Here is a 15,138-nt window from a genome sequence, read left to right on the forward strand (position 1 = left end):
TCGGTCGTCGGTTAACCCCGGGCCTTCACGTAGTGCCGCGCCGCCTTCGCCCGATTCCCGCAGACCGCCATCCGGCACCACCGCCGGCGCCCGTTCTGCGAGGCGTCGAAGAAATGCAGAATGCACGCCTCGTGTGCGCACTGCTTCACCCGGTGAGCGCCCTGACCGAGCAGTGTGAGGAAGTCGTCCGCCGCCAGCCAGGGCGCCAGCCACTCCGGCCGGTCGGCCTCGACCCGGTCCTCGGAGCCGCCCGGTCCGGCCGTCCGCCGGATCCGCCCGTGCGCCAGCACCGCGTCCAGGCCGCCCCGTGCCCGTGCGCTCAACCCGCCCTGCTCGCGGGCGTCCTGAGCGGCCAGCTCGATCGCCTCACGGGTCTTCCGGATCGCCGTCAGCCCCGCTTCGTCGGCCGTGCAGCGCTCGCTCAACCCGTTGCTGGAGAGCCAGATCCCGTACTGCTCGACGTCGGTGAGCGCGTCGTTGACGGGCGTCCCGGCCCAGCGCGTGTTGAGCAGGTCGAGCGCCAGCGGCTCGCCGATCAGCGGTCGGTGGTCCCTCGGGTCCGGCATCACGTCAGTCATCGCTCTCCCTCGGCTCGGTCCGATTCTACGACCGCTCCCCGCGCCGTAAATCGGTATGGACCGACGCCGGAATTCCGACCATTCACTGTATGGAATCCCCCGCTTTCCGCACCTCCACAGTTGACTGTTTTTTAGCAACGAATTGCCGGACCATGATCCACGGCACCGATCCGCTCTGACATGTTCTAGCCAGCGTTCCCGAACCCCTCGGAGCGCCTGGCCCCTTGCCGGCTCCCCACAGCCGGCCGGAGGAGGATCCGTTGCGCCACCGTTCCCTCGCCGTCGCCGCCGCGATAGCCGTCCTGCCGCTGACCGCCGTCTCGCTCGGCGTCTCCACCGCGCAGGCCGCCACTCCCCACGCCGCCCCGCGCGTCACCCTGCCGAACACCGTGAATCCCGCCGTCGCCCACTCGGAGAAGAAGGGTGACGTCCCGGCCGAGCAGCAGATCTCGGTGGCCGTCAGCCTGAAGCTGCGCAACTCCGCCGAGCTGGACCGCTTCCTCACCGCGGTCACCACCCCCGGCGCGCCGGAGTTCGGCAGGTACCTGACGCCGCAGCAGTTCGCCGACCGGTTCGCGCCCACCCAGCAGTCCGTCGACCAGGTCAAGGCCTACCTGACCGCCCAGGGCCTGGCCGTCGGCGACGTCAGCGCCAACCGCCAGGTGGTCAACGCCCACGGCACCGCCGCGCAGATCTCGCAGGCCTTCGGCACCCACGAGAGCTCCTACCTGGACCCGCGGTCGAGCCGCGCGTTCTTCGCCAACGACGACGCCGCCTCGATCCCCGCCGAGCTGGCCTCCGTGGTCCAGGGCGTGAGCGGCCTGGACGACCACGCGGTGCGCAAGGGCCGGATCGCCCGGCCGAACGCCGCCGCCTCCACCCCGAGCGGCATGACCCCGGCCCAGTACCAGGGCGCCTACAACCTGAACAGGACCGGCGCCGACGGCACCGGCACCACGGTCGCCCTCTGGGAGTTCGACGGCTACAAGACCTCGGACCTGACCACCTACGACTCTCAGTACGGCCTGACCGGCCCGGCCGTCTCCACGGTCTCGGTGGACGGCGCGAACTACGACTCCTCGCCCGGCCAGGGCGAGGGCGAGGTCGAGCTGGACAGCGAGATCGTCCGCGGCACGGCTCCCAAGGCCACCCAGCTGCTCTACGAGGCGCCCAACAGCGACCAGGGCGAGATCGACATGGCCAACAAGATCGTGGCCGACAACAAGGCCTCGGTCATCTCGATCTCCTGGGGCACCTGCGAGCCGGACACCACCGCCTCCTCGATGACCGCCGTCGACAACGCCTTCAAGCAGGCGGCCGCCCAGGGCATCTCGGTCTTCTCCGCCTCCGGCGACGACGGCTCGCGCGACTGCACCCGCTCCGCCAGCGGCTCGGGCGTCACCTCGGTCGACTTCCCGGCCTCCAGCCCGCACCAGACCGGTGTCGGCGGCACCAACCTGAAGGTCAGCGGCTCCGGCACGTACTCCTCGGAGAGCGCCTGGAGCACCGCCGGCGGCGGCGTCTCCACCGTGTTCGCCAAGCCGAGCTGGCAGACCGGCACCGGCATCAACGGCACCATGCGCACCGTTCCGGACGTCGCCTCCAACGCCGACCCGCAGAGCGGCTTCGCGATCTACAGCGGCGGCGCCTGGGCCGTCTACGGCGGCACCAGCGCGGCCGCGCCGCTGTGGGCCGGCTACGCCGCCCAGTTCAACCAGAAGGCCAAGGCCGCCGGGCAGCCCGTCCTCGGCGAGGCGAGCCCGCGGCTGTACGCGGTCGCGAACAGCAGCAGCTACGGCAGCGTCTTCCACGACGTGACCACCGGCGCCAACCAGGACTTCTCCACCAAGACCGGCTACGACCAGGTCACCGGCTGGGGCAGCCCGGTCGCCGACGCCCTGACCACCGCCCTGCTCGGCGGCAGCAGCGGTGGCGGCACCACCCCGCCGCCCACCGGCGGCTGCACCGCCGCCCAGCTGATCGGCAACGGCGGCTTCGAGACCGGCACCGCCGCCCCGTGGACCACCTCCTCGGGCGTCGTCGACAACAGCTCCTCGGAGCCGGCCCACTCGGGCGGCTGGAAGGCCTGGCTGGACGGCTACGGCTCCGCCCACACCGACACCCTGTCGCAGACCGTCTCGGTCCCGGCCGGCTGCGCCTCCGCCACCCTCGGCTTCGCGCTGCACATCGACACCGCGGAGACCGGCAGCACCGCGTACGACAAGCTGACCCTCAAGGCCGGCAGCACCACGCTGAAGACCTGGTCCAACGCGGACGCGGCCGCCGGCTACGTGCAGCAGACCCTGGACCTGACCTCCTTCGCCGGCCAGACCGTGACCCTCACGTTCACCGGCGCCGAGGACGGCTCCAACCAGACCAGCTTCGTGATCGACGACGTCGCCCTGAACGTCAAGTGATCACCGGCCGGTAGCACCATCCAGGCCCCCGCCGGGGCGGCGCCGACAGGGCCCGCCCCGGCGGTGTCCGATTCCGCCCCCGGCTCCCCACCTCCCGGGGTCCGCGTTCCGGCCGTGTTTCCGGACTGTTTCAAGATCGCTAACCCTCCGGTCCACCTGCCGTGACCACTGTCATACGCACGACTGATGACGTAGCCTCTCGACCGTGCATAGGGTTCCCCAAAGCTCGGTGAAGCCGCTGACGGCGCACCCCGGCGTCGGCCCGGTGCCACCGAACTCACCTGGTGGGGAGGGTCACCGCATGGCCGCACAGCAGCCTCAGGACGCCGCGCGGCTGCGGCTGGTCGGATCGCGTACGGAGCGACCCGATCCGCCCGCGCCCGCGCCGCCCCCCAACCCGGCCCCCGCGCCGTCCGCCGGTCGCCCCGCACCGGCCGGCGGCTTCGCGGAGGCCCTGCACCTGGCCATCGAGGCCAGCGGCCTCAGCCTGGACCGGATCCGCGCCGCGCTCGCCAAGCGGGGCGTCAGGGTCAGTGTCACGACACTGAGTTACTGGCGCCGCGGCCGCAGCCAGCCCGAGCGGGCCAGCTCGCTGCGCGCCGTCCACCTGCTGGAGGAACTGCTCGGCCTGCCGCACAGCGCGCTCTCCTCGCTGCTCGGCCCGCCGCGCCCGCGCGGCCGCTGGGCCGCCGCCGCCAACACCCTCCACCTCGGGCTGGAGGACGTCTGGCCGGGCGAGCAGGAGATCGCCGCGATCTTCGCCGAGCTGGACGCCCCGCCGGCCGGCGAGCTGGAGCGCCTCAGCATCCACGACTCGTACTACGTGGACGCCGAGCGGCGCGGCAACCTGCTGCGGATGCGCCAGGTGGTGCGTGCCACGGTCGGCGGCGTCGGCCGCTGCATGGTCGTCCACAAGGCCGACGAGGAGGCCACCGGCTGCCCCGAGATCACCTCGGTCCGGCACGGCCGGCTGGGCAGGGTCCGCCGCCGCCCGGACGCGGGGCTGACCGTCGCCGAGCTGATGCTGGACCGTCCGCTCGGGCTCGGCGACAGCACGGTCTTCGAGTACGAGGTGGAGATCCCGCCCGGCGGCCCGACCATGGAGTACAGCCGCCGCTTCGCCACCCCGGTGCGCGAGTACGTGCTCCAGGTCCACTTCGACCCGGCGGCCGTCCCGGCGCACTGCGAGCGCTACGACCGCGAGCCGGGCGCCGACGTCGACCACCGCCGGGAACAGCTGTGGATCGGCGCCTCGGCGAGCGCCCACGTCCTGGCCCCGGACCAGCAGCCGGGCCACATCGGCATCCGCTGGGAGTGGGCCTAACCGCACACCGCCCCGAGCCCCGCCGGACCATCGGTCCGGCGGGGCTCTCGCGCTCCCGAACCTAACCCCTTCAAGGCCTCATACCGGTTGACGCTCCATCACCTAACCTCTAATCTCATCACTATCGGTTAGGCAGCAGCCTCGCCGGAAGCCCCAGCCCCGGGAGTGACCAGGCATGTCCAGCACCACCCTGCTCCGCACCCTGCAGACCGGCCACGTGGGCCTGAACGTCACCGACCTGAACCGCTCGATCGACTTCTACCGCGCCGTCCTCGGCCTCCAGCTCGCCCACGAGGGCACCGACCCCGAGCGCCGCTACGCCATGCTCGGCCGGGACGGCCGCCTGGTGATCACGCTCTGGCAGCAGAGCACCGGCGCCTTCTCCACCGGGACCCCGGGCCTGCACCACCTCTCCTTCGAGGTGGAGAGCCTCGACGAGGTCCGCGCCACCGAGAACCTGCTGCGCGAGCTGGGCGCCGAGTTCGCCTACGACGGCGTCGTCCCGCACGGCGAGGGCTCCGCCTCCGGCGGCATCTTCTTCAGCGACCCGGACGGCATCCGGCTTGAGGTCTACACCCGCACCGGCATCGACGAGACCCGCGCCGAAGCCCCCACCACCGGCGCCCCGACCTGCGGCTTCTTCTAAACGGAGGACACCGTGACGACCATCGGCACGCCCTACCACTCCGGCGAGCGGACCGCCCAGGCCCGCGCCGGGGTGACCGACCGGGCCGACCACGCCGGCCGGTCGATCCGCAGCACCGTCCCGGCGGTGGCCGCCCGCTTCCTGACCGAGCGGCGGATGCTGGTGGTCGGTGCCGCCGACCGGGACGGCCGGGTATGGGCCACCCAGCTGTCCGGCCCGGCCGGCTTCCTCCAGGCCGCGGACGAGCACACCATGACGGTCGCCGCCCGCCCGGCCGGGGCCGACCCGCTGGCCGAGGCCCTGGCCCGTCCGGCGCAGATCGGCACCATCGCCCTGGACCCGGCCGGCCGCCGCCGGATGCGGCTCAACGGCCGCTCGGCACCGGACGGCCGGGGCGGTCTGACCGTCCACGCCGAGGAGGTGGTCTCCAACTGCCCGAAGTACATCCAGCGCCGCACCCCGCTGGACCGCCCGGGCGCCGGCTCGCCCCGCACCGTCGCCGAGGGCCCGGTCCTTTCCACGGCGCAGCGGCTCGCCGTGAACACCTCGGACACCTTCTTCATCGCGACGGCCGGCCCGGACGGCCGGGTCGACGCCTCGCACCGCGGTGGCTTCCCCGGCTTCCTGGAGGCCGTCGCGCCCGACACGGTGCGCTGGCCCGAGTACCGCGGCAACGCGATGTTCATGACCCTCGGGAACCTCGAACTGGACCCCAGGGCCGGCCTGCTGCTGCCCGGCTGGGAGACCGGCGGCGCCCTGCTGATCACCGGCGAGGCCCGCACCGACTGGTCCGAGGAGGGCCGCCGGGCCGCCCCGGGCGCCGAGCGGATGGTCGAACTGACCGTCACCGGCGTCCGCGAACTCGCCGACGCCACGCCACTGACCTGGACCGACCCCGAGTACTCGCCGGCCAACCCGCACTGACCGCGCCTCAGCGCCTACCCGACATCCAGTGGAAGAGCCCCATCGCCACACTCGTCGCCAGGTTGAAACTGGACACGCCCGGCTGCATCGGCACCGCGACCAAGTGGTCCGCCCGCGCCTTCAGCTCCGCCGACACCCCGTGCCGCTCCGTCCCGAAGGCCAGCAGCGCGTCGTCCGGGAACGGCAGGTCCCGGATGTCCGTCCCCTCCGGATCCAGCACGTACAGCGGCCCGGCCGGCAGCTCCGCCAACCCCACCCGCTCCACGGCCGTGGCGAAGTGCAGTCCCGCGCTCCCCCTCAGCACCGTCGGATGCCACGGATCCAGATCCCCCGTGGTCACCACCCCGGTGGCCCCGAACCCGGCCGCCAACCGGATCACCGCCCCGACGTTCCCCAGGTTCCGCGGATTCTCCAGCACCACCACCGGGGCCCGCCGGGGCCGCCGCCCCAACACCTCCCGATTCGTCTCCACCGACGGCCGCACCGCCAACGCGATCACTCCCGTCGGATGCAGCCGGGGCGCCAACCCCCGCAACCGCTCCTCCGACACCTCCACCGCCAGACCCTCCAGCACCGGAACCACATCCGGCGCCAACTCCCCCGCCAACGCCAGCAGCGCCCCCCGATCCCCCGTCAGGACCCGCCGGACCCGACCCCCGAACCGCAGCGCGTGCTTCAGCGGATGAAACCCGTCCAGCAGCACCACCCCGGGCTCCTGCTCGACAACCCGCCACTCCCGCACCACCTCGTCATCCATCCCCCCACTCTCCCACCCGAGCCCCCACCCCCCTCACGGCCCGCCACCCCCCTCCCCCCACGCACCCACCACCCGCCTCCCCCTCCCCCCTACCGCTCAGCACTCCCCCGCAACGCCCGCTCCAGATCCCGCAGGGCCACCCCGATCAACCGACTCCCCGCCCGCACCACATCCCCCTGCACCCCCACCAGCGCCCCCGCCTCCAACCGCTCCTGAGCGGCCCGCACCGCCCCGAACTCCACCGTCCCCCCCGTCAACAGGGCCCCCGCCGCCAACGCCGTGGCCAGCCGCAGCTCCTCCGCGTACTCCGCCGCCCCCGGCACGGGCTCCGCGTCCGCACCCGGCAGGTGCGCCTCCAGCAGCAGCGCCGCCCGCCCGAGGTGCCCGACCGCCGCCCGGGCCCGGTCGAGCTGGCGCCGGCTGACCCCGGTCAGCCCCGACTCGTGCCGCCCCGGCTCGGCATCGGCCCGTTCCATGGCCTGGATGAGCTCGGACCGCGCCTCCCGCGAGTCCAGCAGCGCCGACCGTACGGCCCTCCCCCGCGGGGTCGCCGGCTGCTCGTAGCAGGCGACGACCGCCGCCGCGTACCGCCCGGCCGCCGCCAGCCACTCGGCGAGCCGCTCCCCGAGCCGGGCCGTCTGCCAGGTGGGGAACAGCGCGTACGTGAGCAGCGCCAGCGACCCGCCGAGCAGCGTCATCCCCACCCGCTCGAAGGCCGTCTCCAGCGGGTTCCCCTCCTGCAGCCCGAGCAGGAACACCACGTACGTCGAGATCCCGACGGTCGTCAGCGCGTACCCGGTCCGGAACGCGAGGTATGCCCCGCCGATGCACAGCACCGCCAGCGCGGCCAGCACCCACTCCCCGGGGTGGGCCAACTGCACCACGAGCGTCGAGACGGCGACCCCGACGACCGTCCCGACGAGCCGGGCGACGCCCCTGCTGTAGGTCTGGGCGAAGTCCGGCCGCATCACCATCGCGGCGGTCATCGGCGCCCAGTACCCGTGGTGGAACCCGAACGGCCGGGCCAGCAGGTAGGCGACCGTGACCACCCCGGCGAGCCGGACGGCGTGCTGGAAGATCGCCGAGCGCGGCCGCAGCTGCCGCCGTACGGTCCGCAGCGCGACCGGCAGCATCCGGAGGATCGACGGCTTGTGCAGCGCCCCGCCGGCCCCGACCACGGGCGTGGTGATGGTGTCCGCGTCCCCGCGTTCCAGTGCGTCCGCCGCCTTGCGCAGCAGCCCGCCGAGCCGCCGGGCGGAGCGCCGGGCGGCTCCCTGCAGCTGCGGCCCCTCGTCCGTACCGGCGACGGTGAGCAGGGGAGCGGAGCGGGGGAGCCGGACGGGGTCGCCGGCGCGGATCGCCCGGGCGAGGGCGTCCATCACCTCGGCGGCTGCCGCCAGCACCTCGCGGGCCCGGTCGCGTCCCGGTCCCTCCTCGGGGGCGCCCACCTTGGGGTCGGCGAGCGCGGCGAGGGTGGGGCGGATGCGCTCGGCGATGCCGCGCAGACCGCGCAGTTCGGGCGGCCGGTGACGGTCCTGCCAGGGGGTGACGGCTGAGGCGTGCCGGGCGGTCATGAACGGTTCCGGGTCCACGTGCGCGGTCGGGTCCTGCCGCAACCGGCGTGCGTAGTCGGCGAGTTCGGCGTAGGTGTCGGCGAGCGCGGCCCGCTGGGCGGTCCAACTCCCGATCGGCCAGAGAGTGATGACGGCGGCCTGGACGATCCCGCCGAACGCGGCGACCAGCCCGTGGCCGAGCGCGGTGGCCACACTGACCGGCAGCTGCACGACGATCAGCATCACCGAGACGGTGTTGGTGGCGACGACCCCGGCGGTCGGTCCGATCGCCCAGGCGAGTCCGGCGCCGAAGGCCCACACCGCGAGCAGCACCGGGAAGAGCCCGTACACCCCGACCGCCAGGTAACCGAGGAAGGAGCTGATGCCGAGCCCGATCCCGGCCGCGACGGCGAGACTGGCGCGGGGCCGGAAGCTGCGCTGGAAGGTGGCCGCACCGGCGATGAACGCCCCCATCGCGGCGGAGGTGGCCAGCCGGACCCCGCTGACCGCCAGGATCGGGAAGAGCACCAGCGCCACGGCGACCGCCCCGCGCAGCGCCCGCTTGGGGTCGGTGAGCGCCCGGTCCAGGGTGAGTCCGGTCCGCGTGGTGTCACGAAGGGCAGCGAACCAGGACATACCGACATCCTAGGGTGCGCGCACCAGCCGCCGCCCGAGCCGCCCGAGCCGCCCGAGCCGCTCCGCCGCCCAGAGCAGCGCGCCGGTCGGCAGGAACACCGCGTCCGCTGCGACCATCGCGAGCGAGAACACCGGCAGCCCGAGCACCACCGCGATCCCCAGGTGCTCGGCCATCATCACCGCCAGCAGTACGTTCTTGACCCGCCGGTTCATCAGCGTGAACGGGAAGGCGACCTGCAGGGCCACCGTGGCGTACGAGATCAGGAAGACCGGGAACAGCGCCGAACCGACCAGCCCGGACAGCCCCGGCCAGGGGGTGAAGTAGTCCAGGTGCAACGGGTAGTACAACGCCGTGCCGTCCTGCCAGCGCGAGCCCTGCACCTTGTACCAGCCGGCCGTGGCGTAGATCAGCACCACCTCGGCGGCGATCACCAGCATCGCACAGTTGTGCACCATGTCGGCCAGCGCGTCGAGCACCGCCCGCGGCTCACCGGCCGGCCGCAGCCGTCCGAGCAGCCACCAGAGCCCGGCCACCGCCCAGAGCCCCCAGAACAGCGGCGCCCAGCCGAAGTACGGGAACGTCGGGGCGGTCCAGGTCAGGCTGTCGCCGGAGAAGCCACCGGCCTGACAGACCGCCAGGGCCGCGCCGAGCAGCGCCCAGAGCACCACCCCGCTCCGCCCCGGGCCCGCCCTGCGGGCGTCCAGCGACCACACCTCGGCGCAGCGGGTGAAGACCAGGTAGACCGCCATCAGGTGGACGATGTTGTCCCCGCCGTCGCCGAGCAGGACGTCGCGGTTCTGCAGCGACAGCACGGTGATCAGGAACAGCACCGTGCTCGCCCTGGTCCGCCAGCCGAGCAGCACGGCCAGGGCGGCCAGCACGGCCAGGTGGTAGACCAGCTCGAACCAGAGCCGCCCGCCGAACCAGGGCAGCACGGTGAACGCCCCGTCGTCGGCCAGCAGCCGCTGGGCCAGCTCCATCGACCAGGGCGAGCGGTCGCCGTACAGCACCCGCCGGTTGGGCCACTCGCGCAGCAGGTAGGCGAGCCAGACCAGCCCGAAGCCGATCCGCACCACCGCGGCCTGGTGCCGTCCGATCGCCCGCCCGGTGAACGCCTCCATCGCCCGTCCGAAAACCGCCACCGGCCCGCGCGGCGGCACCGGAGCGGGCGGGCCTGCCGGGCCGGACGGCTGCCGCGGGAACTCCAGGAGCCCGGCCGGCTCCACCGCCGACGCCTCGTTCACCCCAGCCCCCGGTAGTCCTCGTCCCCGACCGGCCACCACGGCAGCTCCCGCACCTTGGGCGCGGGCGGCCCGGTCTCACCGCTCCAGGACGGCGGCGGCACGGTGGCCGTGGTCACCCGGAACTCGATCTCCAGGACGCGCTCGCCGCCCGTCGCCCGGCCGATCCGCTGCAGCGCGATCCGCTTGAGGTACTGCTCGGCGAGCTTGCCGCGCGAGTCGGTCGGCTTCTCGTCCCGCGGGTCGTGCGAGCCGTCGTAGAAGTCCCAGGCCCGGCGCAGCAGGTTCTGGTCGACGTGGCTGGGCGCCGGGTTGCCCCGGATCGCGGCGATGTCCTGGGCGGTCAGGCCGACCCAGTCCCCGGTCCGGGTGGCGCCGCCGTCCGCGACGGTGCGCACCCGGGCGTCCAGACTGGCGTTCTGCTGCAGCGGGTTGGGCGCGAACAGCTTCCAGTTCTGCTCGAACTCCGGGTACACCACGCCGTCGACCTCGTCCCGGTACCGCCGGGAGAGCACGTTGTCGGGCGCGACGTGCAGGAACACCGCGGCGAGGAACAGCCCGGTGCCGCTGACCAGCGCCGCGGCGGCCAGGCCGAGGACGAGCTGCGCGGGCCCGGACCACACGCGTCCGGGGGCGGCCCGGTCCGTGGTACCCGTCATGGCCTCCCCGCCCGATCGGCGCGCCGCCGGCCCGCACCGGCGCGTCGCGCGCCCATCCTGCCCTACCCGCCACCTGGCGGGCACGGTGAGGCGTCAGAGCACGAAGGCGGCCTGGCCGCTGCTGCTGACCATCGGACGGCCAGCGCCCTCCCAGGCGTACATCCCGCCGTCCACGTTCACCGCGTCGCGGCCCTGCTGCACCAGGTACTGGACGACCTGCGCGGAGCGGCCGCCGACCCGGCAGAGCACGTACAGCTTCTCGTCCGGCAGCTCGCCGATCCGGGCGATCACCTCGCCGATCGGGATGTGCAGCGCGCCGTCCACGTGGCCGGCGTCCCACTCGTCCTTCTCGCGCACGTCCAGCAGGGCGGCGTCGGCCGGCACGGAGGCGGCGTCGATGGTGGGGATCTGCGCGAACATCGTGGGGTTCTCCTGGGGTCGGTTCGGGTCGGTGCCATTGTGGCCCACCGGGCGGTCCGGAGCCCCGAGCAGCCGCTCCAGCTCGGCCTGCTGGGCGGCGGCCCTGGCGAGCAGCTCCTCGGCGAGCTGCTCCAGCAGCCGGTCCGGGTCCTGCGGGGCGAGGGCGAGCAGCTGCCCCATCGGGGTCTGTTCCAGCCGGACCTGCTCGGTGGCGGTCTCGGTGATCTTGGCGGTCAGCCAGTCCAGCCGGCGGCGCAGCCAGCCCAGCCGGTCGGGGGAGTCGACGGCGGGCGCGGCCTCCGGCGCGGTGGACCACTCGGCGGCCAGGCCCTCCAGCGCGGCGGTGTCCCCGTACGCGTAGGCCTCGTTGACCCGCACCAGGAACTCCGCCCGACGCTGCTGCTCGGCCCCGTCGGTGGTCAGGTCGGGGTGGGCGCGGCGGACCAGCTCGCGGTAGATGCGCTGGGCCTCCTTGCCCGGGCGCACCCGGGCCGGTGCGGCGGGCGGCGGCGGAGCCTCGTCCGCGCCCTCGCCGGACTTCTCCCGCACCGAGTCGAACAACGCGTCCAGGTCGGGCAGCTCCTCGACCTGCTGCCGGGCCTCGGCGGCCCGCCGCAGGTCCTCGGGGTCGCCGGTCCGGGCCGCGACGGCCTCGGCGACCAGTGCGTCCAGCTCGTCCAGCCGGGCGTAGAGCGGACCGAGCAGCTGGTGGTGGATCAGCGCGAAGTTGTCGATCTCGACCCGCAGCGTCTGCACGTCCACGTCCATGCTGAGCCAGGCGAGCTCGGCCGCGGCGACCCGCTCCTCCAGCTCCTGCTGCTCCGGGTCCGTCCAGCGGACGGGGCTCTGCGCGCTCACGGTCTCGCCTCTGTCTCGTCCGGCCGGCTGGGTCCTGCGGAGCCGCCGCGGGGGCGGCCCGGCCTGCCACCCTACCGTCGCGTTCCAAGGCCCCGTCCGGGTGACGCGGGAGTACGAACCGGCGCGCGGCCCGCGACACGCAACCGATCCTGATGAATCTCCCCGTTTCGGTGTCGAGCCCGGCCCGGTCCGTGCTTCGCTGGTATCCGCACAGCGTCCCTTCCTCCGGATAGACGGCCGCCTCCAGACGCGGCGGCAGGCGGGAGCAGACCGAATCCATGGTGGCCGAGTCCAACTCCACACCGCTTCCGGCGGGCGCCCAGACTGCGCCGGGCGACCATCCGGCCGGAGTGGCCGCCCTGGTCCGGCTCGCCCTCGTGCTGGTCGACCGGACCGGTCGGATCGCCCAGTGGAGCCGGGCCGCCGAGGAGCTCTTCGGCCACCGCGCCGAGGCCGCCACCGACCGCCCCGCCTCGGGCCTGCTGCCCGCGCTGGAGTCGCGGGTGCTCGGGCGCTGCGCCGTGCGCCGCCGCTGTGACGCCTTCGACACCCTGGCCGAGCTGACTGCCGCCGGTCGGCCCTGGGCCGGCCGGCTGACCGTGACCGACCGCGAGGAGCACCAGCGCGACGTGCTCTGGTGGGCCTACCCCCTGCCCGGCCCGTCCGGCGGACTGCTCGCCCTCGCCACCGACGCCCGGCCGCTGCGCACCGTCGGGCCGCGGCTCGCGCTCGGTGAGCGCCTGCTGCCGTTCGCCGCCGCACCCGCGGCCCGGAGCGGCTTCCACGGGTTGACCGCCGCGCTCACCCCGCCCGTCGCCGGCTTGCCCGAGCCGCTGGCCAGGATGCTGCCCGCCGCCCACCGGGCCCCGCTGCGGGAGGCGGCGGCCCTGGGCGGGCTGCCCGCGCTGCGGCTGGACGCGGCCACCGTGCTGCCGGTGCTGCCCACGGACCCGCAGGCCGGCGCCGCCCACGCGGCCGCCGGCCTGGGCCGCCGCTACCCGACGCCCCAGCAGCGCGCCGCCCGACTCGGTCCGCCCCCGCAGCCCGATCAGCCCGCGCCCGGCCGCCGTCCCTCCGGCCCACTACCCTCTCCACGCGAACCCGTCCAACGGGAACCCGTCCAACGGGAACAACGCGAACACCGCGAACACCGGGACCAACGCGAGGCCGCGCAGGCCACGCCCTCCGTCCGCCCCGCCGCCGTCCTCGGCGGACCGGTCGGCACCCCGCCCGTCCCGTCCCCCCACGGAGGAGGAGCCACCATCGAGCAGCAGGCCGACGCCGTCGAGTCGTCCGTCCCCGGCGTCCCGCCGCGCCGCGCCGACCCGGTCCCGTCCGGCACCGTCCCCGCCCCCGCCGGCGCCGAGGGGCCGCCGAGCGGCCGGCTGAGCCCGTTCCTCACCAACGGGCAGGCCGGCGAGCAGCTGGCCCTGCTGAACGAGGTCGGCGGCAAGGTCGGCACCACCCTGGACCTCGGCTTCACCGCCCACGAGCTGTGCCAGGTGCTGGTCCCCCGGGTCGCGGACTTCGCCTGTGTGGACCTCGTGGACGGCCTGATCTCGGACTCCGAACTGCCGGTCTCCCGCCCCGACGACGACACGATGCTGCGCCGGGTCGCCCTGGTCTTCAACCGGACCGACGGCGCCTGGGACCACGTGCTCGCCGAGGGCTCGCTGGTCAGCATGCCGCGCCGGACCCCGCCCGGGATGGCCCTGCAGCTCAACCAGCCGGTGCTGGTCCCGGTGGTCAGCGCGGACGTCGCGGTCGACTACGCGATCGCGCTCGGCGGTGCCCGGCTGGCCCCGGTGGTCTCCGGCCGCTCGATGCTGGTGGTCCCGCTGTCCGCCCGGGGCACCGTGCTGGGCATCCTCAAGCTGCTCCGGCTGCCGGACCGCGCCCCCTTCGACGAGAGTGACGCCGCGACCCTCAAGGAGCTGGCGGTACGGGCCGCGCTGTCGCTGGACAACGCCCGGCTGCACCGCGCCGAGGCACGCGTCGCCACCACCCTGCAGCGCTCGATGATCCCGACCCGCCCGCCGCAGATCCCCGGCGTGCAGATCGCCCACCGCTACCTGCCCGGCGATCCGAAGGCCGAGGTCGGCGGCGACTGGTTCGACGCGATCCAGCTGCCCGGCAGCCGGGTCGCGCTGGTGGTCGGCGACGTCATGGGCCACGGCATTCACTCGGCCGCCGCGATGGGCCGCTTCCGCACCGCGATGCAGACCCTCGCCGCACTCGACCTGCCGCCCGGCCAGCTGCTGCGCCACCTGGACAACCTGGCCCAGAAGCTCGGCGACGACCACCTGGCCACCTGCCTGTACGCCGTCTACGACCCGATCAACCGGACCTGCGAGCTGGCCAGCGCCGGCCACGTCCCGCCCGTCCTGGTGCACCCGGACGGCACCGGCGAGCTGCTGGAGATCCCGGCCGGCGCGCCGATCGGCGTCGGCGGGGTGCCGTTCGTCGCCAAGACCATCGACGTCTCGGACGGTTCGATGCTGGTGCTGTGCACCGACGGACTGGTCGAGGTCCGGGGCGGGGACATAGGAGCCGGCCTGGCAGCGCTGTGCGGCAACCTGATCGACCCGCAGCAGAGCCCCGAGCAGGCCTGCGACGAGGTGCTGCGTCGGCTTCACTCGGACGACCGCAAGGACGACGTCGCCCTGCTGGTGGCCCGCTTCGACGGGGTCGCCCCCTCCGAGGTGGCCACCTGGGACCTCACCGTCGACCACCGCGAGGTCCGCCGGGCCCGCTCGCTGGTCCGCGAGCAGCTGGCGGCCTGGCACCTGGAGGCGCTCAGCGACACCACCGAACTGCTGGTCAGCGAGCTGGTCACGAACGCCGTACGGGTCGCCCGGGACCGGGTGCAGCTCCAGCTGATCCGGGTGGACAAGCTGCTGGTCGAGGTCAGCGACGACAACCACAACCTGCCCTCGCTGGAACCGGCCGAGCAGCTCGGCGAGACCGGCCGCGGCCTCACCCTGGTCACCAAGCTCGCCGAACACTGGGGCACCGCCCGCAAGGCCGTGGGCAAGGTCGTCTGGTTCGAGCTGCCCCTCCCGCACGCATGACGGCCGCGTACGGGCAACGCCCCGTACGCGGCCGACAGGCCAGATGGAGCGTC

At 74.1% G+C, this 15,138-nt stretch carries 11 protein-coding genes; 5 read left to right on the top strand and 6 right to left on the bottom strand.

The window, feature by feature from the left end; all coding sequences use genetic code 11:
* Positions 1-11: 11 nt before the first annotated feature.
* Positions 12-578, bottom strand: coding sequence for a CGNR zinc finger domain-containing protein (locus tag ACFV1W_RS06325; RefSeq protein WP_380413632.1), 567 nt, complete (start codon positions 576-578; stop codon positions 12-14).
* A gap of 260 nt (positions 579-838) precedes the next feature.
* Between ACFV1W_RS06325 and ACFV1W_RS06330 the strand changes: the two genes are divergently transcribed.
* The 4 genes from ACFV1W_RS06330 (at position 839) to ACFV1W_RS06345 (ending at position 5,889) form a co-directional block, all read left to right on the top strand.
* Positions 839-2,995: a protease pro-enzyme activation domain-containing protein gene (locus ACFV1W_RS06330; protein WP_380413633.1), complete on the top strand. Its 2,157-nt coding sequence runs from the start codon at positions 839-841 to the stop codon at positions 2,993-2,995.
* A gap of 301 nt (positions 2,996-3,296) precedes the next feature.
* Positions 3,297-4,319 (top strand): XRE family transcriptional regulator, encoded by a 1,023-nt coding sequence (locus ACFV1W_RS06335; RefSeq protein ID WP_380413635.1) that lies wholly within the window; start codon positions 3,297-3,299, stop codon positions 4,317-4,319.
* A gap of 175 nt (positions 4,320-4,494) precedes the next feature.
* Entirely contained in the window at positions 4,495-4,965 is a 471-nt protein-coding gene (locus tag ACFV1W_RS06340) for a VOC family protein (RefSeq protein ID WP_380413636.1), read from the top strand.
* A gap of 12 nt (positions 4,966-4,977) precedes the next feature.
* Positions 4,978-5,889, top strand: a complete 912-nt coding sequence (locus ACFV1W_RS06345) for a pyridoxamine 5'-phosphate oxidase family protein (protein ID WP_380413638.1) — start codon at positions 4,978-4,980, stop codon at positions 5,887-5,889.
* Between the two features lie 7 nt (positions 5,890-5,896).
* Here the strand turns inward: ACFV1W_RS06345 and ACFV1W_RS06350 are convergent, their stop codons facing one another.
* The 5 genes from ACFV1W_RS06350 to ACFV1W_RS06370 all read right to left on the bottom strand — a co-directional run bounded on the left by ACFV1W_RS06350 (position 5,897) and on the right by ACFV1W_RS06370 (position 12,014).
* Entirely contained in the window at positions 5,897-6,646 is a 750-nt protein-coding gene (locus tag ACFV1W_RS06350) for a TrmH family RNA methyltransferase (protein ID WP_380413639.1), read from the bottom strand.
* A gap of 89 nt (positions 6,647-6,735) precedes the next feature.
* Positions 6,736-8,835 carry an FUSC family protein gene (locus ACFV1W_RS06355; RefSeq protein ID WP_380413641.1) on the bottom strand — a complete coding sequence of 700 codons (2,100 nt, stop codon included), beginning with the start codon at positions 8,833-8,835 and terminating at the stop codon, positions 6,736-6,738.
* 9 nt (positions 8,836-8,844) lie between these two features.
* Positions 8,845-10,080, bottom strand: coding sequence for an HTTM domain-containing protein (locus tag ACFV1W_RS06360; protein WP_380413643.1), 1,236 nt, complete (start codon positions 10,078-10,080; stop codon positions 8,845-8,847).
* Positions 10,077-10,736, bottom strand: coding sequence for a DUF5819 family protein (locus tag ACFV1W_RS06365; protein ID WP_380413644.1), 660 nt, complete (start codon positions 10,734-10,736; stop codon positions 10,077-10,079). Before ACFV1W_RS06365 ends, ACFV1W_RS06360 begins: the two co-directional genes overlap by 4 nt.
* Before the next feature lie 93 nt (positions 10,737-10,829).
* Positions 10,830-12,014, bottom strand: coding sequence for a rhodanese-like domain-containing protein (locus ACFV1W_RS06370; protein WP_380413646.1), 1,185 nt, complete (start codon positions 12,012-12,014; stop codon positions 10,830-10,832).
* Between the two features lie 278 nt (positions 12,015-12,292).
* Between ACFV1W_RS06370 and ACFV1W_RS06375 the strand changes: the two genes are divergently transcribed.
* Positions 12,293-15,085: a SpoIIE family protein phosphatase gene (locus ACFV1W_RS06375; RefSeq protein ID WP_380413648.1), complete on the top strand. Its 2,793-nt coding sequence runs from the start codon at positions 12,293-12,295 to the stop codon at positions 15,083-15,085.
* The last annotated feature ends 53 nt before the right edge of the window (positions 15,086-15,138 follow it).

It is taken from the genome of Kitasatospora sp. NPDC059648, assembly GCF_042734825.1.
Lineage (GTDB): Bacteria > Actinomycetota > Actinomycetes > Streptomycetales > Streptomycetaceae > Kitasatospora.

Excerpts from the sequence above, each read along its gene's own strand:
- ACFV1W_RS06355 (WP_380413641.1), bottom strand. The coding sequence starts at position 8,835 with ATGTCCTGGTTCGCTGCCCTTCGTGACACCACGCGGACCGGACTCACC.
- ACFV1W_RS06325 (WP_380413632.1), bottom strand. The coding sequence starts at position 578 with ATGACTGACGTGATGCCGGACCCGAGGGACCACCGACCGCTGATCGGC.
- ACFV1W_RS06340 (WP_380413636.1), top strand. The coding sequence starts at position 4,495 with ATGTCCAGCACCACCCTGCTCCGCACCCTGCAGACCGGCCACGTGGGC.
- ACFV1W_RS06350 (WP_380413639.1), bottom strand. The coding sequence starts at position 6,646 with ATGGATGACGAGGTGGTGCGGGAGTGGCGGGTTGTCGAGCAGGAGCCC.
- ACFV1W_RS06365 (WP_380413644.1), bottom strand. The coding sequence starts at position 10,736 with ATGACGGGTACCACGGACCGGGCCGCCCCCGGACGCGTGTGGTCCGGG.
- ACFV1W_RS06375 (WP_380413648.1), top strand. The coding sequence starts at position 12,293 with ATGGTGGCCGAGTCCAACTCCACACCGCTTCCGGCGGGCGCCCAGACT.
- ACFV1W_RS06335 (WP_380413635.1), top strand. The coding sequence starts at position 3,297 with ATGGCCGCACAGCAGCCTCAGGACGCCGCGCGGCTGCGGCTGGTCGGA.